Below are 26,328 nucleotides of genomic sequence, written 5' to 3'. Positions count from 1 at the left end.
TTTTGACTGGCTGCTTTTTAGACAAACGGTAAATAGTCAAATAAATGGCCGTGCGCCTTTAGCGCATTCTCGCGCTCAACGCCCGACACAGCGCATTCACGTCCTGGCATCCGGCGCTGTCAAGCACGGGGTCAAGCGGGTCTCGCCCGTAAGCCTGCGCCTCGCTGAACGAGGGATCGCGTTGAACAGTGCCCAACACGGCATCACCCAGGCGCAATTTGAAAACGCCCGCCATGTCCTGGCTGAACGCGTGACCGCCGTCCACCTGATTGATCACGTAAAACCGTTGAGGCGGCGATTCACTTGCAAGGTAGGGCGCAAGTACTTCGTCCATCTTGGCCAATCGGCGAAACGAAGCCGCGTCCGGCTGAACCACCACCAGCACCGCATCCGCCACCGACATTGCCTGGCCGAGATACACCGTGTTGCCCGCGGGGACGTCGATGACCACCGTGTCCTGGCCATTGAGCCCGAGGCCGGCCAAACGCTTGCCGAGAAATTCGAGATCCTGCCCCAGCCAACGATTCAGGCTTTGTTGCTGCACGGCGTCGGTTTCACCAAAGCTGACCAGCCGGCACCCGGCAAACCCTCGTTTGGGCAAGGCGTGCCAGGTTTGATTGAGCAAGCTGGTCGCCCCCAGGCCAGGCAGATCAAACCCCGGGCACAAGTGATGACGCAGCGCGTTTTGCGGGTCCAGGTCCAGCGCCAGCGCTGGATGCCCCTGACGCTGCAAACCGCTGGCAAGCGCGGCGGCCAACGTGCTGCGCCCCACGCCGCCGGTAGCAGAAACAACCACCACCACCTTGGGCGCCAAGGCAGGCGAATACACCTCGCCATCCGGGCTTTCGACTACTTGGGGTGGGGGAACAGAGGCGGCCGTGCCTTGGTTCAATTGATCCAGCAAACGCTGTAAAGGCTCGGCCACCGAGGGCTCGCGCAAAGAGGGTTCAGCCAGCGCGGTGTAAAGTTTTGAAATGTGATCTGCACGCCCCACTGACTGCTCCTCCCGTTCTAATCGCTGATCAATTAAGGCGCGCATTGTGTGATATCACACTAATGGTGTCAGTATTTTGGTGTTTGTAACGAATTTCTTTCAGATGAGCGGCATGGCGCCATTTTTATGGCTTTAAGCCGGAACCAAAATATTATGTTTTAAATCAACATACTAAGAATTTGTTGTGCGTTTTTTGATCAACCTTTAACTCATGACAAACGCTCTCAAACCTCTTTTGTATCAGCGAGTACATAAACCTCAGGCCAACACATAACGAGACACAGCCAAGATACCTGCAAGGCATTCAATGACCTCCCTCCACCGTTGACGCCCCAGAGGACGACACCATGAACCCGAACAACTGGAAACACTGCATCGCCCTAGGCCTGCTTGCCTTGACCTTCGGCGCCCATGCCGACGCAAGCCAGAAGCCGGACATCCAGCGCGTACTGTCGACCACCGAAGACGCCCGCTCAGGCTGCGGTGTGGTGAATGCGCGAATGCCTACCTGGATTCGAAAGGCCGGACACAGGTGTTGGAGTACATGAAATTTACCGACACTTGCGGGGACGGAAATTGAGGCTGATTTGAGGGCCCGGAGACGACGAAAAAGCAGTGATCGCAAAAAAACCTTCGCCTCTGCAAAAATAGTCAGAATTCAGGGGTTTACAGATGCTTGCCAATCGCTATAATCGTCGCCCTAACACGCCGGTATAGCTCAGTTGGTAGAGCAACTGACTTGTAATCAGTAGGTCCCGGGTTCGACTCCTGGTGCCGGCACCATATAAGACGAAGCCCTCACAGCAATGTGAGGGCTTTGTTGTTTCTGGCGTAAGCATCAGCGCCCTCGCTACACACACAGCTGGCCACATCGACTGTGATGTCGTTCGTCTCTGCGCTCATTTGCGCCCTTGGCTGAGGCCTCATCCCCTATCAATAGCTTTTGGTCCGGCTGAAAATTGAGTTTGGCTGCTACGTGCTGCTCGCGTTGGCGCTACTGGTATTGCGCAGGGCAACCGTGCCGCTGATCATCGCACTTGCCTTTTGCATAACCACCTACCTATGCAGCACGTCAGCACACCCGATGGCGCCGAAGCTACTGGTGTACTCAACCGTTGGGATTGCATTCTTCGTAGGGTCTTCGCTGTATTTCTATCGAGCTGCATTCAGCAGCGCGAAAGCGAAACTATTGATCGGCATTCTGTCGGCAGCACTTATTCTGGTCTCCCTGAACACACCGTTGGTTATGGTGCTTGCAAGTATCGGGGTAAGTCTTCTGGTGCTGTCACTTGGGACGTTGTGCAAAGACCGAATCATTAAATCTCGATTCGATATTTCGTATGGGATGTATCTCTACGCCTTCCCCGTGCAGCAACTCATGATCAATACGACGGCACTGAGCTTCTACGCTTCAATGCTGGCAACTGCGGCAGTTGTGATCGTGCTGGCCACCTTGTCGTGGCTGTTTATCGAGAAGCCTGCACTGAACTATGTGCATCGAAAGTCCCGACACCAGGAAAGCGCTGCAACAATGGCGTAGAGCAGTTTCATGCCGTGATGAACCTCGCGGAGTGTTGCCTGGCGGTCTCGACACGGCTGACGCTCGGCTGCGAACTCAGCGACCGAGCCTGAGAACCCGATTTTGAGGCAGGCGCGAAAAGCGCCACGCAGTCGTTAAACCAACGAACGCGGTAGCTCTCACTCGATAGGGGAGTCTCACCAATAACTGCAACAAATCCGCCCGTATTAACCTCCCCAGGCGTCACCCCTTGGTGATGGTATAGCCGGTGAAGGTGTTGGAGTCGCCCTGCAATGCTGGGCAATAGGGTGTGAATGTGGTGGCCGGGGTGCTATCGCGGGTGATGCGCAGGCTGACAAAGGGCATGGCAGTGGCTCCAGTAGCCGTCCGTCGAGGTGATGGGCGGGCAAGTGGGGCTAATTTAGGCGTGCGCCTGATAGGGATAAAGGTGGGCTGGAGCACTTCATTAGTGATGCGGTGTAACAGATGCATGAGGTAATACCTTCATGTAACTCGCCTGACGCTTTTTTCGGTATAACCGACACCTCTGCGTTGTGACCGGACTTCCATGAACGCCCTGAAACTGATCTGCCTGCTCGTCATCTTTCCCCTGTTGCTCGCCGCCCTCGGTGGCTGGGAGCGCCAGCGTGCCGCCGAGGCGACCACGGACATCATCGTTTACAGCGCCAAGGTGAACGCTACCAAACAGCAGTTGCAGGCGCTGGCGGCGCGAAATCCAACGGCGCTGGTCGACCTGGGCAAAGAGAAAATCAGCGTGCAACTGGCGCTCTCACGCCTGGATAACGTTGAAGCCGAGCTGCCAACTGCTCATCGCGTAAACCTCGCCCTGCGCGAACTGGCACCGTGGGTGATCGGCCTGGGGTTGCTCGCGGCGTGCATCGGCCTGGCCGCGCTGGCCGGCACCCAGTGGGCAGGGCAACGCGCGCAGCAGTCGCGGGAGAAATTGCTGCAGGTGTTCTCCCTGGGCAGCCGGCTGTTGCCCTACGGGCTGGTGAGCCATGTGGTGGCAATGGCCGCGACGTTGGCGTTGGTGCTGATTTATGAAGGCCTGGCGATGTGGCATGTGGGGCGCCTGGGCAGCGGCGAAGTCAAGTTGATGGCAACACTGGGTGTGTTGGCCGCCTTCAGTGTGTATTCAATCTGGTCGCTGCTTAAACAACTGCGCAACATGCTGGGGATGTTCAAGCCCGAACCGTTGCAGATGTTCGGGCAGGTCGTTACACCGCAGCAGGCACCCGGGTTATGGCGCCACGTACGCGAACTGGCCGGCCAACTGGGTGCATTGGCGCCGGATCATATTGTGGTGAGCCTGGCCCAGGGCTTTTACGTGACCTCCAGCGAAGCCAATGTAATGCCCGCCGAAACGCGATTGAGCGGGCGCACCCTGCATGTGCCGTTGCTGCACCTGGGCCTGCTGAACCGCGAAGAAATCGGCGCGGTGATCGGCCACGAGCTGGCGCACTTTGTGGGTGAGGACACCGAGTACAGCCTGCATTTTCTGCCGATCTACGACGGCGTCGACCGCAGCCTGCGGGCACTGCTGGAAACCATGCAGGCCAGCGACCTGATCCAGGGTTGGCTCATGCGCCCTTCGTTCATGTTCGGCCTGTTTTTCATGCAGCGGTTCGATCACGCAGTGAATCACTGGAGCCGAGAACGCGAGTTACTGGCGGACGCTGCCGGCGCGCGATTGGTGGGCAATGCGGCGGCGGCCTCGGCGTTGTTGCGAATCTCGGTACTGCATGCCCACATCGAGCAGGCTTTGCTGACGCTCTGTGACACGGCCACAGAGGATGACTTGCCCGGCGCGGTGCTGACCGCATTGCGCGACACACCCTTGCAGCTGCCGCCCGAAGCGCTGGACATTCACCAACCGCACCCGACCGACTCTCACCCCTCAAATGGCGAACGCCTGCAAGCCTTACAAGTGCACGTGGAAGACGCCGTGCACCGCGCCACGCGTGCGGTGGATGTAGACGCTGCGAATGCGCAGATCGATGCGTGTTTCAGCGCTCCGCTTAGCGTGCGAGTACAACTTTCCCGCGATCTGAATGCGCTGGCAGAGGCCGAAAACACTGAGCAAACCGAGCTGTTGGAAAGCATGGTCACGTCCACTACAGGCGAATGCTCGCTGCATGAAGGCGGCCGGTGGCGCGGCACGCTGATGGCGGTGTTGGCAGTGCCGTTTGTGTTGCTGGGGTTGGCCATCATGAGTCGGCCCTGGCTTTCCCCGGAAAAATTGAAAGGCACCCCGCTGTCGGCCGTGGGCGCCGGCGCGGCGATCGGCAGCATCTCGCTGATCTTTTTATGGATGGGCATCCGCCGCTTCAAGCGCGCACCGCAAACCGCGCTGCGTCTGACGCCGGAGCATTTTGTGTTCGCCAACCTGACGCACCCCTTGCCCATCGAACACATCGCCGATGTCAGCCTGCAATTTGCCCAAGGCGTGTGGGTCACGGTAGAACTGACGCCCGAAGCGCCATTACCCGAGCGACGTAAAACCGCGTTCGGCGTACCTGGAGCGCGGGTCAACAAGAAGAAACGCCAAGTGCTGCTGCAGATGGCGCAACTGTGCATCGATAACCAGAAAATCGAGCCCTACGAAGGGTTGGCAATGATGCTCAACTACCTGAATGCCTCCCTCGCCCGCAAAATTTTGCACAACCGCCCAGATTGAAGTGCAGGCATAAAAAAACCCCGAACCAGTCGGGGTTTTTTATCGCCTGAAATCAGGCGCGACGCCAAATCAATTAGAAAACGTTGATCGGGTAGTCGGCGAACAGACGGATTTCGTTACCGCCTACGTTGTAGTTGCTGGCGTTGCTGGAGACGCGCAACCAGGACGCACGAGCGCGCAGGCTCAGGTCTTTGGCTGGGCCGCTTTGAACGACGTATTTGAACTGGTTGAAGATTTCACGCTCGGTGCCACTGCCGCGGTTGGAACCGTCGTCAATGTTGGTGCCGCGCACGTAAGCAATGTTGTAGGTCAAGCCAGGCACGCCGAAGGCGCTGAAGTCCAGGCCGTAGCCTGCTTGCCAGGAGCGCTCGTCCTTACCGTTGAAGTCGGACCAGTAGGAGTTGGCCAGCAAGATGGTGTTGCCGCCATCGCCGATGCCGCCAGCGTTGCGGTAGCCGCCGTACAGATAACCGGTGTCGCCGGTGCTGCGCTGGTGAGCAACGGTGAAGCTGTGCGGGCCAACCGCCCAGGTCGCGCCCAGGCTCCAGATTTTGTTGTCGCGGGCGTCGGCGTCACCTTGGTTTTCCAGGGCGAAGCTCTTGTCCAGCTTGGTTTTGTAGCCGTTGAAGTCGAAGGTCAACGATTGCTTCTCTGGCAGGGCCAGTACGTAGTTGACGTTGACGTATTGCTTCTTCAGCACGTCTTGCATGTCGGAGGCGTACAGCGCGGCCGACAGGCTTTCGGTGAATTTGTAGCTACCACCGATGTAATCAATGCTTTTCAGGCGACCGCTGTCGGTGCCTTCGGCGCTCTTGCGCGCTTCCTTGGTGAAGTGACCAGCGTCCAGTTGCAGGCCGGCGATCTCTTTGGAAACGATCGAGGTACCCGTGTAGGTTTCCGACAACAGGCGGGAGTTGTCGTACTGCAGAACAGGGACTGCCGGGAACTGATCACCGTACTTCAGCACAGTGTTGGAAACCCGGAATTTGACGGCTGCGCCGCCCTTGGCCAAATCGTCGGCCGGTGCGCCGTTGCGAGTGGTGCCATCCGCGCGCGTGGTGGCTGCGCCTTCTTTAAAGAAGTCGATACCGCCCGCACCAGCGCGGCCTCGGCCACCATCCAGGCGAATGGCGTATTGGCCGATCACGTCCACACCCACACCGACGGTGCCTTGGGTGAAGCCGGATTCGAACTTACCGATGAAGCCCTGGCCCCATTCGGCTTTGTCTTGCTTGCCGTTTTTGTAGTCACGGCTGATGTAGGCGTTACGTGCTGCGATGTTCAGGTGGCTGTCGTCAACAAAACCCTTGGATTGCTCCTGGTCGTTTGCCATTGCCTGAGTAGCGCTCAAAATCCCCAGAGCGATCAGACCCATCCGTTGCTTCAACATTTCTTATATTCCTTATTACTGGTTGAGTACGCGCTGTGACACCAGGCTCCGTGTCGCTTTTCTGGTGTCGACTTTTTCCGGAAAAAACAAAGCCCGCGGACGACTGAACTGCCGCGGGCCTTTTTTTATTGGATAAGTCATGGCGGTTAGCCACAGGCGTTGGGCGCAATCCTATGCGCGCGTTGAACTATGTGTCAATTTCGTGAATCGTCTGTATTTAGGCGAAATAATTCTAAGCAACGGCCTACAGCGCCTGCATGAAAGACAGAAAATCACTCAGAACCGCAAAAAAAACACATCGAGTAACACTTTCCAGAGCCTACATTTTTGGGAATGCATAACGCGCGCAAATGCAAAGCATTAACATTAACGTGCACATTCCTTCCCGAACTTTTTGGATAGATTCCTTCATGCCTGTCTCTCGCCTGACGCCCATCACCCTTGGGCTTTCTGCTCTGCTGTCTGCTGGTTTTGCCTGCGCCGCAACGATTTTGCCGGAAACCTCGATCAGCACCGAAGTTGACGAAGACGACCCACGCGTCAAAGAGACCCACACCGCCACCCGCACTGCCACGTCTGTGCGTTATGTGCCGCAGGCCATCGATTCGGTAAAAACCGAAACCCTGCGCGCCTACGGCACCAACGATCTGGGCCAGGCGTTAAGCGGCATTCCCAACGTGAGCAGCGGCGCCGACACGCGCTTTGACAGCCTGCGCATTCGTGGTTTCGACGCAAGCAACGACTTCTACCTGGACGGCATTCGCGACGACAGCCAGTACGTGCGCGACCTGCATAACATCGAACGCATTGAGGTGCTCAAAGGCCCGGCAGCCGTGCTGTACGGGCGCGGCGGTCAGGGCGGGATCGTCAACCGCGTGAGCAAATTGCCCACCGCGGGTCACACCTCCAGCATCGAAGCCCAGGGCGGCAGCGATGATTTGCGCAGCCTGTATGCCGACCTCAGCACCGACCCCACAGACGACATCAGCCTGCGCCTGAACATGGGCAACCAGGACAACAACAGTTTCCGCGACGGCGTCAGTGGCAATCGCCAACTGTTTGCGCCGTCGATGAGCTGGCAACTGACGCCGGACCTCAATTGGCTGGTGCAATACGAATACAGCCGCTACAACCGCACGCCGGACCGCGGTATTCCCGGGGTCAACGGGCGCCCGGCAGACGTGAGCCGTAGCGCCACCTATTTTGATAGCCGCGATTACATCGACGACAAGTCTCAGTCCCTGCGCTCCAGGCTCGCCTATGAACTCAACGCCAACTGGCAACTGCGCCACACCTTGGGCGTGTTCAAGCTCGACAGCGATTTCGACAACACCTACCAGACCGGCTACGACCCGAAAACCAACAGGGTCACGCGCCAGCGCTGGCAGCAGGATTTGACCACCCGCAACGTTTTCAACAACCTCGAGCTGGAAGGCGCTTTCGACACCTTCGGCCTGGAGCACCGCCTGCTCACCGGCCTGGAGCTGGGCAGCCAGCGCCGCGACCCGAAGCTGTATACCGCCACCGCCGTCAACCGTGGCGGCCAAGCCGTGCCGAGCCTGGATCTCAACCAGCCCAACCGCCACCTGAGCCACAACGGGCCGATGAGTCTTTCAAGTTACAACCACACGGAAGTAGAAAGTCGCGCTGTGTACGTGCAGGACCAACTGCGCCTCAACGATCAATGGCAACTGCTGGCAGGCCTGCGGTATGACCATTTCGAAGTGGACACCACCAGCAAGGTGCTCAACACCCGCCAAGCTGTCGATAGCCGCAGCGCCAGCCCGCGCGTCGGCCTGGTATGGACGCCGCTGGAACATCACTCGTTTTATGCCTCGTGGAGCAAAACCTTCTCCCCTGCGGGCGGTGGCCTGATCGGTATCACGCCCAATGCCGCTGGCAGCGTCAACGACCTGAGCCCCGAACTGACCAAACAGAAGGAAATCGGCGTGAAGAGCGATTGGCTCGACGACCGCCTGAGCACCACCCTCGCCGTGTACGAGCTTGAGCTTTATAACCGCCGCACCAGCGACCCGCTCGACCGTACCATCACCCTGCTCACCGGCATGCAACGCTCGCGCGGCGTGGAACTGACAGCCGCCGGCAAGCTCGTCGGCAATTGGTATGTGCGTGGTGGCATCGGCCTGCAGGATGCCAAAGTCGAGAAGGACAACAATGGCTTTGAAGGCAAGCGCATCAGCGATGTGGCCAAGCGCAATGCCAGCCTGTTTATCACCTGGAAACCCGAGATGGGCTGGTATGCCGAAACCGGTCTGACCCTGGTGGGTGACCGTTACGCCGACAACCTCAACACCGTGGCGCTGCCAGGTTATGGGCGGTGGGACGCATTGGCCGGGTTCCGCCAGAAGCAATGGGACCTACGCGCGGCGCTGAACAATATTGCCGACAAACACTATTACGCTTCGGCCACCAGTGCGGCGCAGATCCAGCCGGGCGAGCCACGTAGCCTGGTTGTAACGGGCACCTACAGTTTCTAAAACCTGACACCCTCATGTACGAGCGGGCTTGGCCGCGATGCCATCGCAGGCAAGCCCGCTGCCATCGCTGATCTCAGTGCCCTTCAGTTTTTCAACAATTCACACAACGCGCGCACTTCATCCTCACTGAACAGCCCCGCCGGATAACGTTCACTCATCACACGGCGCAAGTCAGCGTGCCTGACCCGCCGCGAGCTGTTTGCCTTCAACCAGAGCGCCAACGCATGGATCGCATCACCGTTGACCCGCGTGGGGTGGAACGGACGCGTGTAGATCAGGTTGATATCGGCATTCATTTCAGCGCTCTCTCCTACTGCGTGAGCGGCTAACTTACTCAAGGTTTGTGACAGAACTGCGCAGTCATCGCCTCGAGTCACTGTGACCACACCGATACAAGAGCTATGCCAATGTCCCGTATTTATAGGCATTCGGATACAAAAAAGCCCGCGGCCGTGCAGGGCCGCGGGCTTGCTATCAGCGCTATGAAGGGGTAGCGCCGCGCTGTTGCTAAGACGCTGTTACAACTGCACTCAGTTTTTGTGCGGCGCCGGCTGTTGTTGGGTCAGGCAATGGATATTGCCGCCACCCAGTAACAGTTCGCGCCCCGGCACCATCACCACTTCGTGCTGCGGGAACAGGTTCTGCAGAATCTGCTTGGCCTGACTGTCCAACGGGTCGTCGAAGCTTGGCGCGATGATGCCGCCGTTGACGATCAGGAAGTTCACGTAGGAACCGGCCAACCGCACGCTCGGGTTACGTTCCTGGCTACCGTCCACCGGGTCGACGCCCGCGCACTCTTCTTCGGTGGCATACAGCGGCCCCGGGATCGGCATTTTATGCACTATGAATGCGCGCCCTTGGGCGTCAGTGCTGCTTTGCAGCACATCCATGGCAGCGTGGCAGCGCGCGTAGTTCGGGTCTTGCGGGTCGTCGGTCCACGCCAGCAGCACTTCGCCTGGGCGCACATAGCAGCAGAAGTTATCCACATGGCCATCGGTTTCGTCATTGAACAGGCCGTCCGGCAACCAGATGATCTTGTCCACAGCCAGATTGGCGCTAAGCACGGCTTCGATGGCCGCGCGATCCAGGTGCGGGTTGCGATTGCGGTTCAACAGGCATTCTTCGGTGGTGATCAACGTGCCTTCGCCGTCCACATGGATCGAGCCACCTTCCAGCACGAAGCCTTCGGTGCGGTAGCGCGGCGCACGTTCGATCTCGAGAATCTTGCCGCCCACCTGCGAGTCACGGTTCCACGGCGCATAGAGGCCACCGTCGAAACCGCCCCAAGCATTGAAATCCCAGTTCACGCCGCGCACTTCGCCGCTGTTGTTGATCACGAAGGTCGGGCCGGTGTCGCGCACCCAAGCGTCATCGCTGGACATTTCCACTACGCGAATATTCGGCACGTCCAACCGTGCGCGCGCGTTTTCGTATTGCCCGGCCGACACACCCACCGTCACCGGCTCAAAGCGCGCGATGGCCTTGGCCACCGCCACGTGCGCAGCCTGCGCGGGCTTACCACCCAGGCGCCAGTTGTCCGGGCGCTCAGGCCAGATCATCCAGGTTTGAGTCTGTGGAGCCCATTCGGCGGGCATGTAGAAGCCATCGGCGCGAGGTGTGCTGTGCAGGGTGGTCATGGCGTTCAGGGCTCCGAATGGGGTGAAGATCGACTTTATAGCGGATAAAAATCGGCTTTAAAAGGGAAAACAGACAATAAACAGAAAGAAATACGGTAGATAACCGATAACAATCGACTATTACAATTGTTCATCCAGCACCTTCGACAGCATGTCGACGAAGAAGTCCACGCTGCGTTTGGACGTGACCATCGGCGGCTTGATCTTGAGGATATTGAGGTAGTCACCCGTAGGCTGCATGAAAATCCCCAGCTCCCGTAACCGGTCACACAGCAACGCCGTTTCTTCGGTGGCCGGTTCCAGGGTAAGGCGGTCGCGCACCAACTCCAGCCCCAGATAGAAGCCGGAGCCATGAACAGCGCCGACCAGCGGGTGACGATCAATCAACTGCTCCAAGCGCGCCTTGAAATGCCCGCCCACCACCTGGGCGTTTTCCCACAGCTTTTCTTCCTGCATCACGTCCAGCACGGCCATGCCGATCTGACAGCTGACTGGGCTGCCCCCCGACGACGAGAAGAAATACCCTTCGGCCTCCAGCGCCTCGGCAATTTCGCGCCGGGTGATCACCGCGCCCAACGGTTGGCCGTTCCCCATGCCCTTGGCCATGGTGATGATGTCCGGCACCACGCCCTGCTCTTCAAAGCCCCAGAAAAAATGGCCCATGCGCCCATAACCCACCTGCACCTCATCGGCGATGCACACGCCGCCCTGGGCGCGCACCCGCGCGTACACCTGCTGCAAATAACCCGGCGGCAGGGAAATGCCCCCCGCATTGCCGTAGACCGGCTCGCATATGAACCCTGCCAACTGGCGTTTACTCGCGGCGATTTTCGCCAGGTTGTGTTCCACGCTTCGCACGTAATCCGGCGTACTGTCCTGCCCACGAAACTCGCCGCGATAGGTGTTCGGCGCGGTCACCGGGTGCACCCAGTCCGGGCGGCTGCTCAACGCCTGCGGGTTGTCGGCAATCGAGGTCGACACCGCATCCGCCGCCACCGACCAGCCGTGGTACGCCTCCAGCACGCTGAGCATGTCGCGCCCGCCGCTGTAGGCCCAGGCCAGGCGAATCGCCAGGTCATTGGCCTCGGTGCCGCTGTTGACCAGAAACACTCGGTCCATGCCCTCTGGCGCCAATGCCAGCAAACGCTCGGAAAACTCGGCAATCGCCGCATAGTGAAAGCGCGAATTGGTGTTGAGCAGCGACCATTGCCGCGCCGCCACCGCCGCCATGCGCGGGTGGCCATGGCCCAGCACGGCGACGTTGTTGAGCATGTCCAGGTACGAACGGCCCTGCATGTCGATCAGGTGGTTGCGCCAGCCGCGCTCGATGCGCGGCGGGTCGACGTAATAGTGCTTCTGCGAGCGAGCGAAACTGGCGTCCCGACGCGCCAGCAGAGCGTCGGGGTCCAGTTCAGGCTCGGCATCACAGGCCAGCCCCAGCAACGTGGCCGGCGACGGGCAGAGGGCTTGCCACGCCGGCGCCCTGGACGGCGTGCAGAACAACGGCGGCTCGAGCTCGGCACGGCATAACTGTACGGTGAGCGGGGCGTGCACCTCACCGAGCAGTTGCCCCTTCACCAGCACCGAGCCCGCTTTCAACGCGGTTTTCACGCCGCCGACACGCAGGCTCAGTTGAGCGTCATGCAAGCACAGCAGACCGTCGTCGCCTGGGCGCAACGTACCGCCAAAGGGCGCTTCCAATACGGTGCCGTGAGGCAGATGCAATTCCACGTGAAGCGGGAAAGTCTGCGGCTCGACGGCACTGTCGGCGCGCGTTCGCGACAACCGGTATTGCCCATACCGGCTGGCCGCCAGCCCATGCACGGTCGCCGCTTCATCCAGCAACCGGCGGTCTATGCCGGGCAACTCCCAATTGCCGGCCTCAAAATGCGGGCTGAGTACACCCAGGTCGATCAGCGCAAACTCACGTCCCACAAGGCCCGGCAGCAACGGTGCGAAGTCTTGGGCGGCCATCGGCGGCAACGCTTCTGCGACACAGCTCAGGATCGCCGCCTCCATCAGCGCATACGGCACCGAGGTCGCCACATGAAAAATTTCCCACTCGTGCTCGGCATTTTTCAGCAGGTAAGTGTTGTCAGGATCAAGGCGTTGCTGCTGTTCGCTGCTGAGCACCAGCACCGCCGCGCGCGCCACAATCAGCGGCCATAACGCCTGTAATTCCTCGCGCTGCAATGGCGTCACCGCGTGGCAGGCCTGGATCGCCGGCAGGATGGCAAACGGGTCTCCATCGGCATGGTGCAACAGCGCCGCGCAGGTCACCGACAGGTCGGCAATGCGCCAGGTGTGCACCAGGTCGCCGAAATCAATTACGCCCTGGACCTGCCAATGCCGCTGGGCGTCGCGCTGCCAGACGACGTTGTCATCGGTGATGTCCAGGTGTACGGCTTGCCACGGCAGGTGATCGGCCAAAGGCTGAAGACGCGTGTGTACGTGGTTGGCCGCGCGCTCGATGGCGTCGCGGTGCGGCAGGTTATCCAGGTTGGCCAGCAGGTGCGTGATCAGTGCATGGGCGTGGCGCGGGTCCCATTGCAACGTGCGGTCCAGGCCCGGGTGCTCGAAATGCTCCAGTGCGCGGCTGACCTGTCCACACAACTCACCAAAGCCTGCGATCACGTCACGGCCCAGGTGCGGCAGATTCGTCAGGGGCTGGCCGTCGATATAGTCCAGCAGCCGCAGGTGCACGGTTTGCCCGCCCACGGTGACGGTCAGCAGGTCTTCCCCGGTCAGTGCGCGGTTCACCTTGGGCACGCGCACGTGCGCTTGCAGGTCATTGAGGGCGGCGTGCTGGGCCTGCAGTTCAACGGCGGCGTAGTCGCCCCGGCAGATCTTCAGAACAAAGCGGCCACGCTCGCTGTCAACTCGGTAATTGAGGTCTTGTTGGCTGCCCAGCGACTGCAACGCGCCCGTCAAACCGTAATGTTGCTCGAGCAATTGCGCGGCTTGATCGGCGCTTATTTGTGGGCAAGGCAAACTGGCACGATGGATCAATGTGGCGAGCAACATTGTGGCGACCTCTGCTTTTTCAGGCGCCTATATCGCCATTGTTCGGGGCTGTTAATCAACCCCTCACGCATACCGGGCTTGCGCCGTCCCGATTCACAACTCAAGCTATGCCAACTTCGCCAAGTCTTCGTCTAAGGAAAAGGCCCTCGACATGCGTATTCTCATCACCGGCGGTGCCGGTTTTATCGGTTCCGCCCTGGTTCGTCACCTGATTCAAAACACCGAGCACGAAGTGCTCAACCTGGACAAACTCACCTACGCTGGCAACCTGGAATCGCTGACCAGCATTGCGTCCAATAGCCGCTATGAGTTCGTGCAGGCCGATATCATCGACCAGGCCGCGGTCAGCGCCGTGATTGCGCGCTTTGAGCCTCAGGCAATCATGCACCTGGCGGCCGAGTCGCACGTAGACCGCTCCATTGATGGCCCGTCGGATTTTATCCAGACCAACATCGTCGGAACTTACAGCCTGCTGGAAGCCACTCGCGCTTACTGGCAAACGCTGGAAGAGCCGGCCAAGAGCGCGTTTCGCTTTCACCACATCTCCACCGATGAGGTTTATGGCGACCTGCACGGCGTGGACGACCTGTTCACTGAAACCACGCCTTACGCGCCCAGCTCGCCGTACTCGGCCAGCAAGGCAGCGTCCGACCACCTGGTCCGCGCGTGGCAGCGCACTTACGGCCTGCCGGTGCTGCTGACCAACTGCTCGAACAACTACGGGCCGTTCCACTTCCCCGAAAAGCTGATCCCGCTGGTCATCCTCAACGCCCTCGCCGGCAAGCCACTGCCGGTCTACGGTGATGGCTTGCAAGTGCGCGACTGGCTGTTCGTCGAAGATCACGCTCGCGCGCTGTTCAAAGTGGTTACCGAAGGTGTGGTCGGCGAGACCTACAACATCGGCGGCCACAACGAGCAGAAGAATATCGACGTGGTACGCGGCATTTGTGGCCTGCTCGAAGAACTGGCACCCAATCGCCCGGCGGGCGTGGAAAAATTCACCGACCTGATCACTTTCGTCAAGGATCGCCCGGGCCACGATCAGCGCTACGCGATCGATGCCAGCAAGATCGAGCACGAACTGGGTTGGGTGCCCGAAGAAACCTTCGAAACCGGCCTGCGCAAAACGGTGCAGTGGTACCTCGACAACCTCGACTGGTGCCGCCGCGTCCAGGACGGCAGCTATCAAGGTGAGCGCCTGGGTAACACCGAGCCAAAAGACCTGATCGCATAACAACAGCATCACGCACCACAGCTAGGCATAATGCGCCTGTCCCCACAGGCGCATGATTCCCATGACTCCACCCCTTCCGCGAAGACCCCGCTGGCGCAGCCTCGCCCTGTTGGCGTTGTGCCTGGCACCGCTGCTGTGGCCGCTGGAACACCTGGCCGAGCGTTATTACGGCAGCGAACTGGCCAGTCAAAACCGCCAGACCCTCGACCTCTACGTCGCCAACCTGCTCGGCACCCTGCACCGCTATGAAGTGCTGCCCCAGATTCTGGGTGACTTGCCGGCCCTGCGCACCGCGCTGGATGCGCCCGATGTCAGCACCAACCTGGTCAACGCCAACCTGTTGCTCAAGAACGTCGCCGCCCAGGCCGGGGTGGAAGTGATGTACCTGATGGACACCACCGGCAAAACGCTCGCCGCCTCCAACTGGGACAAGCAGGACAGCTTTGTCGGGCGCAATTTCTCGTTTCGCCCCTATTTCAGCGAAGCCATGGCCGGGCGCCTGGGCCGGTTTTTCGGCCTGGGCACCACGTCGGCCAAACGTGGCTACTTCTTCGCTGCCGCCGTGCGCGATGGCGAGAAGATCATCGGCGTGCTGGTGGTCAAGGTCGACCTGGACCATACCGAAAGCCTGTGGGGCAAAACCCCGGAACAACTGCTGGTGACTGACCACAACGGCGTGGTGATCCTTACCTCGCGCCCGCAATGGCGATTCCGTGCGACACGGCCGCTGACTGCCGAAGAGCGCCAAGCCATCATCGCGATCCAGCCCTACCCAACGCGCGACCCACAGCCGCTGGCCTTGAGTACGACGGCGTGGCTGCGCCAATCCTCGGCCATTGCCGAAACCGGCTGGACGGTGGAAATTCTGGCGCCGCGCTCGCTGATCAATCGCCCGGTGCGCACGGTGGTAGCGGTCGGCGGCGCCACGTTGCTGGTACTGATGCTGCTGCTGGGCTTGATGATGCAGCGCCGTCGCCATTATCTGGAACGCATCGCGTTTGAAGCCAAGGCGCGCCGCGAACTGGAAGCCCGCGTGATCGAGCGCACCAGCGACCTTGAAGGCCTCAACCGGCGTCTGAAGCAGGAAGTGCTTGAGCGCGAACACGCCCAGCAGGAGCTGGTTCGCGCCCAGGACGACCTGGTGCAAGCCGGCAAACTGTCAGCGTTGGGGACCATGTCCGCGAGCATCAGCCACGAACTCAATCAGCCGCTCGCGGCGATTCGCAGCTATGCAGAAAACGCCGAGATCCTGCTCGACCACGAGCGCACCAATGACGCTCGCGGCAATCTCAAACTGATCAGCGAACTGACCGGGCGCATGGCCTCGATCATCGCGCATCTGCGCGCGTTCGCCCGCCGCGACCGCCACGCACCGGAAAGCGTGGCCCTGCAACCGGCGCTGGACGATGCATTGGCGTTGCTGGCCAAGCGGCGACGCTCGATGGAAGTCGAGCTCATCCGTGATTTGCCAGAAGCAACCCTGTGGGTACAAGCCGGCGAAACCCGTCTGCGCCAGGTACTTGGCAACTTGCTGGCTAACGCCCTCGACGCCCTCACCGAAAAAGGCCCGCCGCGCAAACTCTGGTTGAGTGCCCAAACCACCGAACAGGGCGTCAACCTGTACATTCGCGACAACGGTCCAGGTTTTTGCATGGAAGCCCTGGGCCGCGCCAGCGAGCCGTTCTATACCACCAAGACGCGTACTCAGGGCCTTGGGTTGGGGCTGGCAATTTGTGACACGTTGATGCGTGCCTTTGGTGGCGAATTGCTGTTTGCCAACCACAAGGAAGGCGGCGCGCTGTTAACCTTGAAATTGCGTGCCGGCTCGCCGGGCGTCAGTCTGCAACCGTCCGAGGACCGCAGTGTATGAGTATCGATAACCAGATTCAGGTGGTGTTGATCGACGACGATCCACACCTGCGTCAGGCCCTGTGCCAGACCCTGGACCTGGCCGGGCTGAACGTCCTGACCCTGGGCGAAGCCACCGGCCTCACTGCGCGCCTGTCGCGGGACTGGCCGGGCGTGGTGGTCAGCGACATCCGCATGCCCGGCATGGACGGCCTGGAGCTGCTCGCCGAACTGCACGGCCAAGACCCGGAACTGCCAGTACTGTTGATCACCGGCCACGGCGACGTGCCGCTGGCGGTGCAAGCCATGCGGGCCGGCGCCTATGACTTTCTTGAAAAACCCTTCGCCAGCGATGCCCTGCTCGACAGCGTGCGCCGCGCCATGGCCCTGCGCCGCCTGGTGCTGGACAACCGCAGCCTGCGCCTGGCCCTCAGTGACCGTCAGCAATTGAGCACGCGCCTGGTCGGGCATTCGCCACAAATGCTGCGCCTGCGCGAGCAGATCGGCGCCCTGGCCGCGACCCGCGCCGACGTGCTGATCCTCGGCGAAACCGGCGCCGGCAAAGAGGTGGTGGCGCGCGCGCTGCACGACCTGTCCAGCCGACGCAGCGGACCATTTGTGGCGATCAACGCCGGCGCCCTGGCGGAATCGGTGGTCGAGAGCGAGCTGTTCGGCCATGAGCCGGGGGCATTTACCGGCGCGCAGAAACGCCGTATCGGCAAATTCGAATTCGCCAACGGCGGCACGCTGTTTCTCGATGAAATCGAAAGCATGAGCCTGGACGTGCAGGTCAAGCTGTTGCGCCTGCTGCAGGAGCGCGTGGTGGAACGCCTGGGGGGCAATCAACTGATCCCGCTGGATATCCGCATCATCGCTGCCACCAAGGAAGACCTGCGCCAGGCTGCCGATCAGGGCCGCTTTCGCGCCGACTTGTATTACCGCCTCAATGTCGCACCGCTGCGCATTCCACCGTTGCGCGAGCGCGGCGAGGATGCCTTGATGCTGTTTCAACACTTTGCCGACGAGGCCAGCAGCCGTCACGGCCTGCCGCTTAACGAACTGCAACCGGGCCAGCGCGCGCTGCTGCTGCGCCATAGCTGGCCCGGCAATGTGCGCGAACTGCAGAATGCGGCAGAACGCTTTGCCCTGGGGCTTGAGCTGGCACTGGACGCCACGGCGGACAACCCTGCCGCTGGCATCCTGACCTCCACGCCGGGCGGTCTGAGCGAACAAGTCGAGCAGTTCGAAAAAAGCCTGATCGCCGCTGAACTGACCCGCCCTCACAGTTCGGTGCGCAGCCTCGCCGAAGCCTTGGGCATACCGCGCAAAACCCTGCACGACAAACTGCGCAAGCACGGCCTGAACTTCGCCGACAGCGCCAGCCACAGCGCCGACGACGAATGACCCCGCCCACTCACCAAGAGGCCGCCATGAGCCGCGACAGCCGTTACCTGGAATCCATCCTGCACCACGACATCCCGCTTACCCGAGAAATGGGCCTCAAGGTGCTCGACTGGCAACACGGCCAATTGCAGCTGCACCTGCCCTTGCAAGCCAATATCAACCACAAGAGCACCATGTTTGGCGGCAGCCTGTATTGCGGCGCCGTGCTGGCGGGCTGGGGCTGGCTGCACCTGCAACTGCGTGAAGAAGGCGTGGAAGACGGGCATATCGTGATTCAGGAAGGGCAGATCAGCTACCCGCTGCCCGTCACACGGGATGCGACGGTGGTGTGCCGGCCGCCGGAGGAGAAGGTGTGGAAGCGTTTTGTGGCGACGTATAACCGTTATGGCCGGGCGCGGCTGACGCTGGAGACGTGGATTGTGAATGAGGGGAGTGAGGAGCGCGCGGTGGCGTTTACTGGCCAGTACGTCTTGCACCGTTAACCGCCACACCCCAAAAAATATAAGAGCTGGATTACCACGGTATCTACACAATCTCGAATGGCGACACCACCCTCCGTGGCGAGCGGGCTTGCCCCGCGTTGGGCTGCGAAGCAGCGCTAAAACCTGAAACTGCGGTCTATCAGCAGAGCGCGGTGTTCTTATTGGGGCCGCTTCGCAGCCCAACGCGGGGCAAGCCCGCTCGCCACGAAAGGTCGCCTGCTAACTATTTTGCGGTTATCGGAAGTTTTAAGTAGATACGCTGCGATAGCGGTCTGACAGTCACAGCGTTGGTGGCTGATCTATTGAAATCGCAGGCAAGCCAATTCCCACATTGAATCTACGCCAGGCTCAAGATCTCGCCAGGGTCAGCAAGCGCTCGCGCCATGCGGCCTTGGCCGGCAGCGCCAAAAAGAACGGGTTCAACAACGATTCACGCGCCGGATAGCTGAACGGCTCACCACTCAACTCCAACACCTCGCCGCCCGCGCCTTCCAACACGCCCTGGGCCGCTGCGGTGTCCCACTGCGACGTCGGCGCCAAACGTGGGTAGCAATCGGCACTGCCTTCGGCCAACAGGCAGAATTTCAGCGAGCTGCCGATATTCGCCAGCTTCAACGCTCCCAAGCCTTCGCTCAAGCCGTGCAGCAGGCGCTCCTGCTCAGGGCTGCTGTGGCGACGGCTGGCAACTACGGTGAAGGCTTCACCCGCTGCCGGCGTCTGGCGTACCTGAATCTGCTTGGGTGCTTCGTTCACATCAGAACGCCACGCCCCCAGCCCCGCGCCACCGAAGTAGCAACGGCCACTGGTCGGCATCGATACCACGCCAAACACCACGCGGCCTTGTTCGATCAAGGCGATATTGACGGTGAACTCTTCGCTGCCAGAGATAAATTCCTTGGTGCCATCCAGCGGGTCAACCAGCCACCAGCGCTGCCAGCCCGCACGCACACTCTGGTCGATATCCGCGTCTTCTTCGGACAGCACCGGAATGCTCGGGTCGAGCGCGGTAAGGCCGGCGAGAATCAGATGGTGAGCGGCCAGGTCCGCTGCCGTCACCGGCGAGTCATCCGACTTGGAGGTGACCGCCACGTCGGCGCGCCAATACGGCAGGATCACTTCACCGGCCTGACGGGCCAGCTCAATCACAGGGGCAATAAACGGGTGGCCTAAAAACAGTTCGCTCATGCGATAAACGCTCCACGCTGGGTCAACAGGTCTCGTACCAGATACAGTGCCGCCAGGGCGCGCCCCTCGCTGAACTGCTCATTTTGCGCAAGCTGCGACAGCTCGCGCAGGTTAACCCGATCAACCCGCATCGGCTCAGGCTCATCGCCTTCCAAGCGCTCTTCGTACAGATCGGTGGCCAACACCACCTGGATTTTCTGGCTCATGTAGCCGGGCGACAACGACAGCTCGGTGATGTGTTCCAACTGACGCGCGCCATAACCGGCCTCTTCCTTGAGTTCACGGTTGGCCGCCGCCAGTACGTCTTCGCCGGGCTCGATCAGCCCCTTGGGCAACGACACCTCATATTCATCGGTGCCGCCGCAGTACTCTTCCACCAGCAACGCATGATCGTCGTCAATCATCGCCACGATCATCACCGCGCCGTAGCCGGCACCGCGGCCTACCAGGCGCTCGTAGGTCCGTTCAACGCCATTGGAAAAGCGCAATTGCACTTCCTCCACGCGGAACAAACGGCTACTGGCGACTATTTCGCGGGCGAGGACGGTGGGTTTCTGGCGCATAAGCGGCTCCTTGGCGTGATCGGGTTACTATACCGTGGCTTTTCCGATTGTCTGTGTCGGATATCTTTACTTACATGAGAACACCCCATGCCCTCTTTGCCCTGGCACGCCATCGACACCGTCCTGCTGGACATGGACGGCACCTTGCTCGACCTGCATTTCGACAACCATTTCTGGATGGAGCACCTGCCCCAGCGCTACGCCGAGCTGCACGGCGTGAGCCGGGCCATGGCCGATATGGAATTGCAGCCACTGTTCGAGCGTAACGCGGGACAGTTGCAATGGTATTGCCTGGATTTCTGGAGCACGGAGCTGAATATTCCGGTGCGCGAACTCAAGTTGGAAACGGCCCATCTGATTGCCCTGCGCCCGGACGCGGATACCTTTCTGGCGGCGATCAAACAGGCCGGCAAGCGCGTGATTCTGATCACCAACGCGCATCGTGATTCGCTGTCTTTGAAGTTGGAACGCATTGAACTGGCGCCGTATTTCGAGCGGTTGATCAGCTCCCATGACTATGGTTTTCCCAAGGAAGACCCACAATTCTGGGCAGCCCTGCACGCCGACATCCACTTCGACCCGGCCCGCAGCCTGTTTATCGATGACACCTTGCCGATCCTGCGTAGCGCGCGCGATTTTGGCGTGGGGCATCTGCTGGCAGTGAAAGAACCGGACAGCAAGAAGGGGCCAAAGGACACGGCAGAGTTTGTGGCGGTGGGGGATTACCGGGATCTGATCGCCGGGCTCTAATCAAAAGTGGGAACGGGCTTGTGTGAGAGCCGGGCTTGTCCGCGATATCGGCACCTCGGTTTATCAATGACACCGAGGTGATGCTATCGCAGGCAAGCCAGCTCCCACACAAACCCGCTCCCACCGTTGGGCCTGCGTATTACTCAGGAATGCGCAGTGTCTGCCCTGGGTAAATTTTGTTCACATCTTTGAGCAATGGCTTGTTGGCCTCAAAGATCTTGTTGTATTGGTTGGCGTTGCCGTACACCGCCAGGGAAATCGCGCTCAGCGTATCGCCATTTTTCACGACGACGAAACGGGCAGCTGTCACAGCCGGGCCGGTCACGGTGATCTGGTCTTCTACACTGCCAACACCTGCGATGTTGCCTGCAGCCAAGATGATTTTTTCTTTCTCTTCCTGAGTGGCAACTTCACCCTTCACGGTGACCTTGTCGCCATCAACGGTTGCGGTGATATTCGGGTTTCCGAGCCCGACATCGCTGATGTGTTTCTTCAACTCATCACTTGCGTTGGCGTTACCCGGCGTCAACAGGTCAATAAGCTTCTCGCCTGCTTCCTTAACAAAGCTAAAAATACTCATGGTGCGCTCTCCTTGGGTTTTTAAGTTCCAGATGCCCAAGACTAGACCAGTCCTGCTGTCTTGGGTTCCAGGCCGACCAAAGACCCAAACGCGCTAGAATCCCCCGCCATTGGAATAAGCCCGGAGCGAAGATGGACATCAAACAGTTGAAATTCCTCATCGCCCTCGACGAGACGCGCCACTTCGGCCAGGCGGCCGCGCGCTGCCATATCACCCAGCCGACCCTGTCGATGCGCTTGCGTAACCTGGAAGAAGAGCTGGACTTGCCGCTGGTCAATCGCGGCCAGCGCTTTGAAGGCTTTACCGCGCCGGGCGAACGCGTGCTGGCGTGGGCGCGTACGGTGCTGGCGGCCTATGACGGCTTGCAGGCCGAAGCGGCGGCCTGTCGCGGCAATCTGGTCGGCACCTTGCGCCTGGGTGTGGTGCCGTTGTCGAGCTTCGATCCCTTGGCCTTGATGCAGCAATTGCACAAAGAACATCCGAGCCTGCGCTTTGAACTGTCGGCATTGAGCTCCGAGCAAATCCTCGAACAGCTGGCGAGCAACCGTCTGGACCTCGGCGTGTCCTACCTGGAGCGCCTGGATAACGAGCGCTTCGACTCGCTGGCCTTGGGCGAAACCCGCATGGGCTTGCTCTACGACCAACGTTTTTTCAGCTTCGGCGACAAGCCGTTGAGCTGGGAAGCGCTGATCGAACTGCCGCTGGGCATGCTCACCAGCGGCATGCATTTCCGTCAGTCCATCGACCACAACTTCCACAGCCGCGGGCTCCACCCGCAACCGCTGCTGCAAACCGATGCCGTGCATCAATTGTTACAAGCCGTGCACGGCGGCCTGTGTTGCGCGGTGATGCCACTGGACGGCGGCCTGGATGCACTGACTGAGCACCTGCGCCTGCAACCCATTGAAGACGCTCACACATTGGCTCGCCTGGGGCTGATCATGCGTCGCAGCGCACCGCGTTCGGCGTTGGCGGAAGCCTGTTTCGCGCTGTTTCAAAAATCGCAGCAAGAGCCTTGATCGACGCCATCTATCGATAGATCAGTACTGGCGATTAGACGCGACCCTTTGTCGCGCCTAGTCTAAACACTGATCAATCCGCCGGTGGTACTGCCACATGAACGCCAAGCGCCCAGTCTGCGCGGCCCCCGCCCTCGAAACGCCCGCGCCCGCCTCCAGCCAGAGCTACCAGTTTTGCAACCTTGAACACACAGAAGTCGCCAGCACAGCCTTGGCGGAAGAAGTGGCGTTGGCGATTGCCTATAACGACATCAGTCAGGCGGTCATGTTGGTGACGCCAACGGACTTGGAAGATTTTATCGTCGGCTTCAGCATCGGCAGCGGCATTATCGCCGACGTTAGCGACATATATGACTTGAAACTCAGCGGTTCGGGCTCCGCCCAGTACGCTCAGGTGCAAATTTCCAGCCGTGCCTTCTGGAACCTCAAGCAGCAGCGCCGCCAATTGGCAGGCACCAGTGGCTGCGGTTTGTGCGGTGTCGAGGCGGTGGAGCAAGCCCTGCCAGACCTTCAAGTGCTGCCCGGCGCGCCTTTGCCACCCGCCGAATGGCTCGACGGCCTGCGCCAGCGCATCAGCGCGTTCCAGCCGTTGGGCCAGTACAGCGGCGCAGTACATGCGGCGGTATTTATGAATAATCAGGGCGAATTGCTGATGGGCCGCGAAGACATCGGCCGGCATAACGCCCTGGATAAGCTGATCGGCGCCCTGATCCGCCAAAAGATTCCGACCGACGGCGGCCTGGCGATTGTCACCAGTCGCTGCAGCCTCGAATTAATTCAGAAAGTTCTGCGCGCAGGCATCCAGACCTTGGTCAGCCTGTCGTCGCCCACCGGCCTCGCCTTGCAATGGGCCCGCCGACACAACCTCAATCTCATCCACCTGCCGCAGAAAAGTGCGCCGCGGGTCTACAGCCCTGCGATGGAGAACCAGTCATGAGCCAGCACCACCAAGCCGACCAAACCCCGACTCCGCGCTACAAGCCCTACAAAGGTCCGGCTGGCGGCTGGGGCGCGCTGATCAGCGTGGCGCAGGCCTGGTTGACCAGCGACAACGCGCTGAAAAACCTGCGCATGATGCTCAAGACCAACCAGAACGGCGGTTTCGACTGCCCGGGCTGCGCCTGGGGCGACTCGCCGGAAAGCGGCATGGTCAAGTTCTGCGAAAACGGCGCCAAGGCGGTCAACTGGGAAGCCACCAAACGCCGCGTGGATGCCGCATTTTTTGCCAAGCACAGCGTCACCGCACTGCTGGAGCAAAGCGACTATTGGCTGGAATACCAAGGCCGCCTGACCGAGCCGATGCGCTATGACGCCGAAACTGACCGCTACACGCCGATCAGCTGGGAAGCGGCGTTCGACCTGGTCGGCAAGCACCTCAACGCACTGCCAAGCCCGGACATGGCCGAGTTCTACACCTCGGGCCGCGCCAGCAACGAAGCGGCGTACCTGTATCAGCTGTTCGTACGCGCTTACGGCACCAACAACTTCCCGGACTGCTCGAACATGTGCCACGAGGCCAGCGGCGTGGCCCTGGCGCAAAGCGTGGGGGTTGGCAAAGGCACGGTGACCTTTGACGACTTCGAGCACGCCGATGCGATTTTCGTATGGGGCCAGAACCCCGGCACCAACCACCCGCGCATGCTCGAACCGTTGCGTGAGGCAGTTAAACGCGGCGCTCAGGTGGTGTGCATCAACCCGCTGAAAGAGCGCGGCCTGGAACGCTTCCAGCACCCGCAACACCCGCTGGAAATGCTCACCAACGGCGACAAGCCGACCAACACCGCCTATTTCCGCCCGGCACTGGGCGGCGACATGGCCATCCTGCGCGGCATGGCCAAGTTCCTGCTGCTGTGGGAACGCCAGGCCCAGGCCGAAGGCAAAGAAGCCGTGTTCGATCACGACTTCCTCAACGAGCACACCACCAACGTGCTGGAGTACCTGGGCCAGATCGATGACACCTCGTGGGATGAGATCGTCGAGCAGTCCGGCCTGACCCTGGTTGAGATCGAGCAAGCGGCGCGCATGTACGCCAAAGGCAAGAACGTGATCATGTGCTGGGCGATGGGCATCACCCAGCATCGCCACTCAGTGCCGACCATCCAGGAAATCGCCAACCTGATGCTGCTGCGCGGCAACATTGGTCGCCCAGGCGCCGGCCTGTGCCCGGTGCGCGGCCACAGCAACGTGCAGGGCGACCGCACCATGGGCATCAACGAACGCCCACCGGTGGCCTTTCTCGATTCCCTGGAACGGCGCTTCCAGTTCCAGGTGCCGCGCCACAATGGGCATAACGTCGTGGAAGCCATCCACGCGATGCTCGAAGGCCGCTCCAAAGTGTTTATCGGCCTGGGCGGTAACTTCGCCCAAGCCACGCCCGATAGCCCGCGCACCTTTGAAGCGCTGCGCAACTGCGACCTGACCGTGCAGATCAGCACCAAGCTCAACCGCAGCCATTTGATGCACGGTAAAGACGCGCTGATCCTGCCGTGCCTGGGCCGTACCGACATCGATATCCAGGCCGACGGCCCGCAAGCGGTCACGGTGGAAGACTCGTTCAGCATGGTTCACGGCTCCAACGGCCAACTGCAGCCACTGTCGAAGCTGATGAAATCCGAGCCTGCGATTCTTGCCGGCATTGCTGCCGCAACCCTGGGCAGCAAACCGGTGGACTGGAACTGGCTGGTCGCCGACTACGGGCGCATCCGCGACCTGATCGCCGACACCATCCCAGGCTTCAAGGACTTCAACGAGCGCATCAAACACCCAGGCGGTTTCTACCTGGGCAACTCCGCCGGCGCACGCCGCTGGAATACGCCCTCGGGCCGCGCCAATTTCCGCCCCAACGTGCTGCCCAAAGACTTGATCCACGAACGCACCCACGCCACGGGCCGGGTGCCGGACCTGATCATGCAGTCGATGCGCTCTCACGATCAGTACAACACCACCATTTACGGCCTGGACGACCGCTACCGTGGCGTGAAAGGTCAGCGTGACGTGTTGTTCGTGAATGAAGCCGACATCATCCGCCTGGGCTTCAAGCCCGGGCAGAAAGCCGACATCGTTTCGCTGTGGGAAGATGGCCGTGAACGCCGAGTGAAGGGCTTTACGTTGCTGGCGTTTGATATTCCCGCAGGGCAGGCAGCCGCTTACTACCCGGAAGTGAACCCGCTGGTGCCGCTGGAGAGCACCGGCGATGGCAGCCATACGCCGACGTCAAAGTTTGTGGCGATCCGTCTGGAAGCAGCGAGTGCGACCGGCTTGATCATGGCGCGTTCGGCCTGACCGAGACCCGTTGTAGCGAGCGGGCTTGCCCCGCGTTGGGCTGCGTAGCAGCCCCTGATCCAGGCACTGCGTTCTGACTGAACGAATGCGGTGACATTATCAGAGGCCGCTTCGCAGCCCAACGCGGGGCAAGCCCGCTCACCACAACAAGCCGCTCGCCATGGCTACTAAAAACCCAAGGCACAAAAAAGGCCGCTTTTGCATAAAAGCGGCCGTTCCGA

At 60.5% G+C, this 26,328-nt stretch carries 21 protein-coding genes and 1 tRNA gene; 13 read left to right on the top strand and 9 right to left on the bottom strand.

Annotated features, from left to right (window positions below; genetic code table 11):
* Positions 1-58: 58 nt before the first annotated feature.
* Positions 59-925, bottom strand: a complete 867-nt coding sequence (bcsQ, locus tag FPT15_RS07955) for a cellulose biosynthesis protein BcsQ (protein WP_372241448.1) — start codon at positions 923-925, stop codon at positions 59-61.
* A 416-nt stretch (positions 926-1,341) separates the two neighbouring features.
* Here bcsQ and FPT15_RS07950 point away from each other — a divergent pair, with 416 nt between their 5' ends.
* From FPT15_RS07950 to FPT15_RS07940, 3 genes are all read left to right on the top strand, one after another.
* Complete coding sequence (locus FPT15_RS07950) at positions 1,342-1,542, top strand: hypothetical protein (protein ID WP_372241447.1); 201 nt, start codon at positions 1,342-1,344, stop codon at positions 1,540-1,542.
* 159 nt (positions 1,543-1,701) lie between these two features.
* Positions 1,702-1,777: transfer RNA gene (locus FPT15_RS07945), tRNA-Thr, on the top strand.
* 193 nt (positions 1,778-1,970) lie between these two features.
* Positions 1,971-2,534 (top strand): acyltransferase, encoded by a 564-nt coding sequence (locus FPT15_RS07940; protein ID WP_145159849.1) that lies wholly within the window; start codon positions 1,971-1,973, stop codon positions 2,532-2,534.
* Between the two features lie 222 nt (positions 2,535-2,756).
* Here the strand turns inward: FPT15_RS07940 and FPT15_RS29990 are convergent, their stop codons facing one another.
* Complete coding sequence (locus tag FPT15_RS29990) at positions 2,757-2,879, bottom strand: hypothetical protein (RefSeq protein WP_256676394.1); 123 nt, start codon at positions 2,877-2,879, stop codon at positions 2,757-2,759.
* A 202-nt stretch (positions 2,880-3,081) separates the two neighbouring features.
* Between FPT15_RS29990 and FPT15_RS07935 the strand changes: the two genes are divergently transcribed.
* Positions 3,082-5,211: a M48 family metallopeptidase gene (locus FPT15_RS07935; protein WP_145159847.1), complete on the top strand. Its 2,130-nt coding sequence runs from the start codon at positions 3,082-3,084 to the stop codon at positions 5,209-5,211.
* Between the two features lie 73 nt (positions 5,212-5,284).
* Here the strand turns inward: FPT15_RS07935 and FPT15_RS07930 are convergent, their stop codons facing one another.
* Positions 5,285-6,601 (bottom strand): OprD family porin, encoded by a 1,317-nt coding sequence (locus tag FPT15_RS07930; protein WP_106577437.1) that lies wholly within the window; start codon positions 6,599-6,601, stop codon positions 5,285-5,287.
* Between the two features lie 410 nt (positions 6,602-7,011).
* Between FPT15_RS07930 and FPT15_RS07925 the strand changes: the two genes are divergently transcribed.
* Positions 7,012-9,099: a TonB-dependent siderophore receptor gene (locus FPT15_RS07925; protein WP_145159845.1), complete on the top strand. Its 2,088-nt coding sequence runs from the start codon at positions 7,012-7,014 to the stop codon at positions 9,097-9,099.
* A gap of 83 nt (positions 9,100-9,182) precedes the next feature.
* On the opposite strand, the gene FPT15_RS07920 is transcribed toward FPT15_RS07925, so the two are convergent.
* The 3 genes from FPT15_RS07920 to FPT15_RS07910 form a co-directional block, all read right to left on the bottom strand.
* Complete coding sequence (locus FPT15_RS07920) at positions 9,183-9,395, bottom strand: hypothetical protein (protein WP_145159843.1); 213 nt, start codon at positions 9,393-9,395, stop codon at positions 9,183-9,185.
* Between the two features lie 234 nt (positions 9,396-9,629).
* On the bottom strand, positions 9,630-10,736 hold the full coding sequence (gene aguA / locus FPT15_RS07915; protein WP_145159841.1) for an agmatine deiminase: 1,107 nt from the start codon (positions 10,734-10,736) through the stop codon (positions 9,630-9,632).
* A 120-nt stretch (positions 10,737-10,856) separates the two neighbouring features.
* Entirely contained in the window at positions 10,857-13,760 is a 2,904-nt protein-coding gene (locus FPT15_RS07910) for an aminotransferase (protein ID WP_145159839.1), read from the bottom strand.
* Positions 13,761-13,911: 151 nt separating this feature from the next.
* Between FPT15_RS07910 and rfbB the strand changes: the two genes are divergently transcribed.
* From rfbB to FPT15_RS07890, 4 genes are all read left to right on the top strand, one after another.
* Complete coding sequence (gene rfbB / locus FPT15_RS07905) at positions 13,912-14,994, top strand: dTDP-glucose 4,6-dehydratase (RefSeq protein WP_145159837.1); 1,083 nt, start codon at positions 13,912-13,914, stop codon at positions 14,992-14,994.
* 61 nt (positions 14,995-15,055) lie between these two features.
* Positions 15,056-16,864, top strand: a complete 1,809-nt coding sequence (locus FPT15_RS07900; RefSeq protein ID WP_145159835.1) for an ATP-binding protein — start codon at positions 15,056-15,058, stop codon at positions 16,862-16,864.
* Positions 16,861-18,246 (top strand): sigma-54 dependent transcriptional regulator, encoded by a 1,386-nt coding sequence (locus FPT15_RS07895; RefSeq protein ID WP_145159833.1) that lies wholly within the window; start codon positions 16,861-16,863, stop codon positions 18,244-18,246. The genes FPT15_RS07900 and FPT15_RS07895 overlap by 4 nt, the downstream gene beginning before the upstream one ends.
* Before the next feature lie 26 nt (positions 18,247-18,272).
* Positions 18,273-18,728: a YiiD C-terminal domain-containing protein gene (locus tag FPT15_RS07890; RefSeq protein WP_145159832.1), complete on the top strand. Its 456-nt coding sequence runs from the start codon at positions 18,273-18,275 to the stop codon at positions 18,726-18,728.
* Between the two features lie 348 nt (positions 18,729-19,076).
* Here FPT15_RS07890 and cysQ read toward each other — a convergent pair whose 3' ends face one another.
* Together cysQ and nudE are read right to left on the bottom strand one after the other, a co-directional pair.
* Positions 19,077-19,913: a 3'(2'),5'-bisphosphate nucleotidase CysQ gene (gene cysQ, locus FPT15_RS07885; RefSeq protein ID WP_145159830.1), complete on the bottom strand. Its 837-nt coding sequence runs from the start codon at positions 19,911-19,913 to the stop codon at positions 19,077-19,079.
* A complete protein-coding gene (nudE, locus tag FPT15_RS07880) occupies positions 19,910-20,476 on the bottom strand; it encodes an ADP compounds hydrolase NudE (protein ID WP_106577427.1) in 567 nt (188 codons plus the stop codon). The genes cysQ and nudE overlap by 4 nt, the downstream gene beginning before the upstream one ends.
* 87 nt (positions 20,477-20,563) lie before the next feature.
* Here nudE and yrfG point away from each other — a divergent pair, with 87 nt between their 5' ends.
* Positions 20,564-21,226: a GMP/IMP nucleotidase gene (yrfG, locus tag FPT15_RS07875; RefSeq protein WP_145159828.1), complete on the top strand. Its 663-nt coding sequence runs from the start codon at positions 20,564-20,566 to the stop codon at positions 21,224-21,226.
* A 139-nt stretch (positions 21,227-21,365) separates the two neighbouring features.
* Here yrfG and lysM read toward each other — a convergent pair whose 3' ends face one another.
* Entirely contained in the window at positions 21,366-21,806 is a 441-nt protein-coding gene (gene lysM, locus FPT15_RS07870; protein WP_145159826.1) for a peptidoglycan-binding protein LysM, read from the bottom strand.
* Positions 21,807-21,937: 131 nt separating this feature from the next.
* On the opposite strand from lysM, the gene FPT15_RS07865 reads away from it, so the two are divergent.
* From FPT15_RS07865 to FPT15_RS07855, 3 genes are all read left to right on the top strand, one after another.
* On the top strand, positions 21,938-22,825 hold the full coding sequence (locus tag FPT15_RS07865; protein WP_145159824.1) for a LysR family transcriptional regulator: 888 nt from the start codon (positions 21,938-21,940) through the stop codon (positions 22,823-22,825).
* 97 nt (positions 22,826-22,922) lie between these two features.
* Positions 22,923-23,762 (top strand): formate dehydrogenase accessory sulfurtransferase FdhD, encoded by an 840-nt coding sequence (gene fdhD, locus FPT15_RS07860; RefSeq protein WP_119738173.1) that lies wholly within the window; start codon positions 22,923-22,925, stop codon positions 23,760-23,762.
* Positions 23,759-26,107: an FdhF/YdeP family oxidoreductase gene (locus FPT15_RS07855; RefSeq protein ID WP_145159822.1), complete on the top strand. Its 2,349-nt coding sequence runs from the start codon at positions 23,759-23,761 to the stop codon at positions 26,105-26,107. Before fdhD ends, FPT15_RS07855 begins: the two co-directional genes overlap by 4 nt.
* Positions 26,108-26,328: the final 221 nt, after the last annotated feature.

This window comes from Pseudomonas sp. RGB (genome assembly GCF_007713445.1).
GTDB lineage: Bacteria > Pseudomonadota > Gammaproteobacteria > Pseudomonadales > Pseudomonadaceae > Aquipseudomonas.
This window is presented reverse-complemented; position numbering and strand designations above follow the sequence as displayed.

Coding starts and splice junctions, on each gene's coding strand:
- FPT15_RS07950 (WP_372241447.1), top strand. CDS start 1,342: ATGAACCCGAACAACTGGAAACACTGCATCGCCCTAGGCCTGCTTGCC.
- FPT15_RS07935 (WP_145159847.1), top strand. CDS start 3,082: ATGAACGCCCTGAAACTGATCTGCCTGCTCGTCATCTTTCCCCTGTTG.
- FPT15_RS07910 (WP_145159839.1), bottom strand. CDS start 13,760: ATGTTGCTCGCCACATTGATCCATCGTGCCAGTTTGCCTTGCCCACAA.
- FPT15_RS07855 (WP_145159822.1), top strand. CDS start 23,759: ATGAGCCAGCACCACCAAGCCGACCAAACCCCGACTCCGCGCTACAAG.
- fdhD (WP_119738173.1), top strand. CDS start 22,923: ATGAACGCCAAGCGCCCAGTCTGCGCGGCCCCCGCCCTCGAAACGCCC.
- FPT15_RS07890 (WP_145159832.1), top strand. CDS start 18,273: ATGAGCCGCGACAGCCGTTACCTGGAATCCATCCTGCACCACGACATC.
- cysQ (WP_145159830.1), bottom strand. CDS start 19,913: ATGAGCGAACTGTTTTTAGGCCACCCGTTTATTGCCCCTGTGATTGAG.
- yrfG (WP_145159828.1), top strand. CDS start 20,564: ATGCCCTCTTTGCCCTGGCACGCCATCGACACCGTCCTGCTGGACATG.
- aguA (WP_145159841.1), bottom strand. CDS start 10,736: ATGACCACCCTGCACAGCACACCTCGCGCCGATGGCTTCTACATGCCC.
- nudE (WP_106577427.1), bottom strand. CDS start 20,476: ATGCGCCAGAAACCCACCGTCCTCGCCCGCGAAATAGTCGCCAGTAGC.
- FPT15_RS07865 (WP_145159824.1), top strand. CDS start 21,938: ATGGACATCAAACAGTTGAAATTCCTCATCGCCCTCGACGAGACGCGC.
- FPT15_RS29990 (WP_256676394.1), bottom strand. CDS start 2,879: ATGCCCTTTGTCAGCCTGCGCATCACCCGCGATAGCACCCCGGCCACC.
- FPT15_RS07900 (WP_145159835.1), top strand. CDS start 15,056: ATGACTCCACCCCTTCCGCGAAGACCCCGCTGGCGCAGCCTCGCCCTG.
- rfbB (WP_145159837.1), top strand. CDS start 13,912: ATGCGTATTCTCATCACCGGCGGTGCCGGTTTTATCGGTTCCGCCCTG.
- FPT15_RS07895 (WP_145159833.1), top strand. CDS start 16,861: ATGAGTATCGATAACCAGATTCAGGTGGTGTTGATCGACGACGATCCA.
- FPT15_RS07920 (WP_145159843.1), bottom strand. CDS start 9,395: ATGAATGCCGATATCAACCTGATCTACACGCGTCCGTTCCACCCCACG.
- FPT15_RS07930 (WP_106577437.1), bottom strand. CDS start 6,601: ATGTTGAAGCAACGGATGGGTCTGATCGCTCTGGGGATTTTGAGCGCT.
- FPT15_RS07925 (WP_145159845.1), top strand. CDS start 7,012: ATGCCTGTCTCTCGCCTGACGCCCATCACCCTTGGGCTTTCTGCTCTG.
- lysM (WP_145159826.1), bottom strand. CDS start 21,806: ATGAGTATTTTTAGCTTTGTTAAGGAAGCAGGCGAGAAGCTTATTGAC.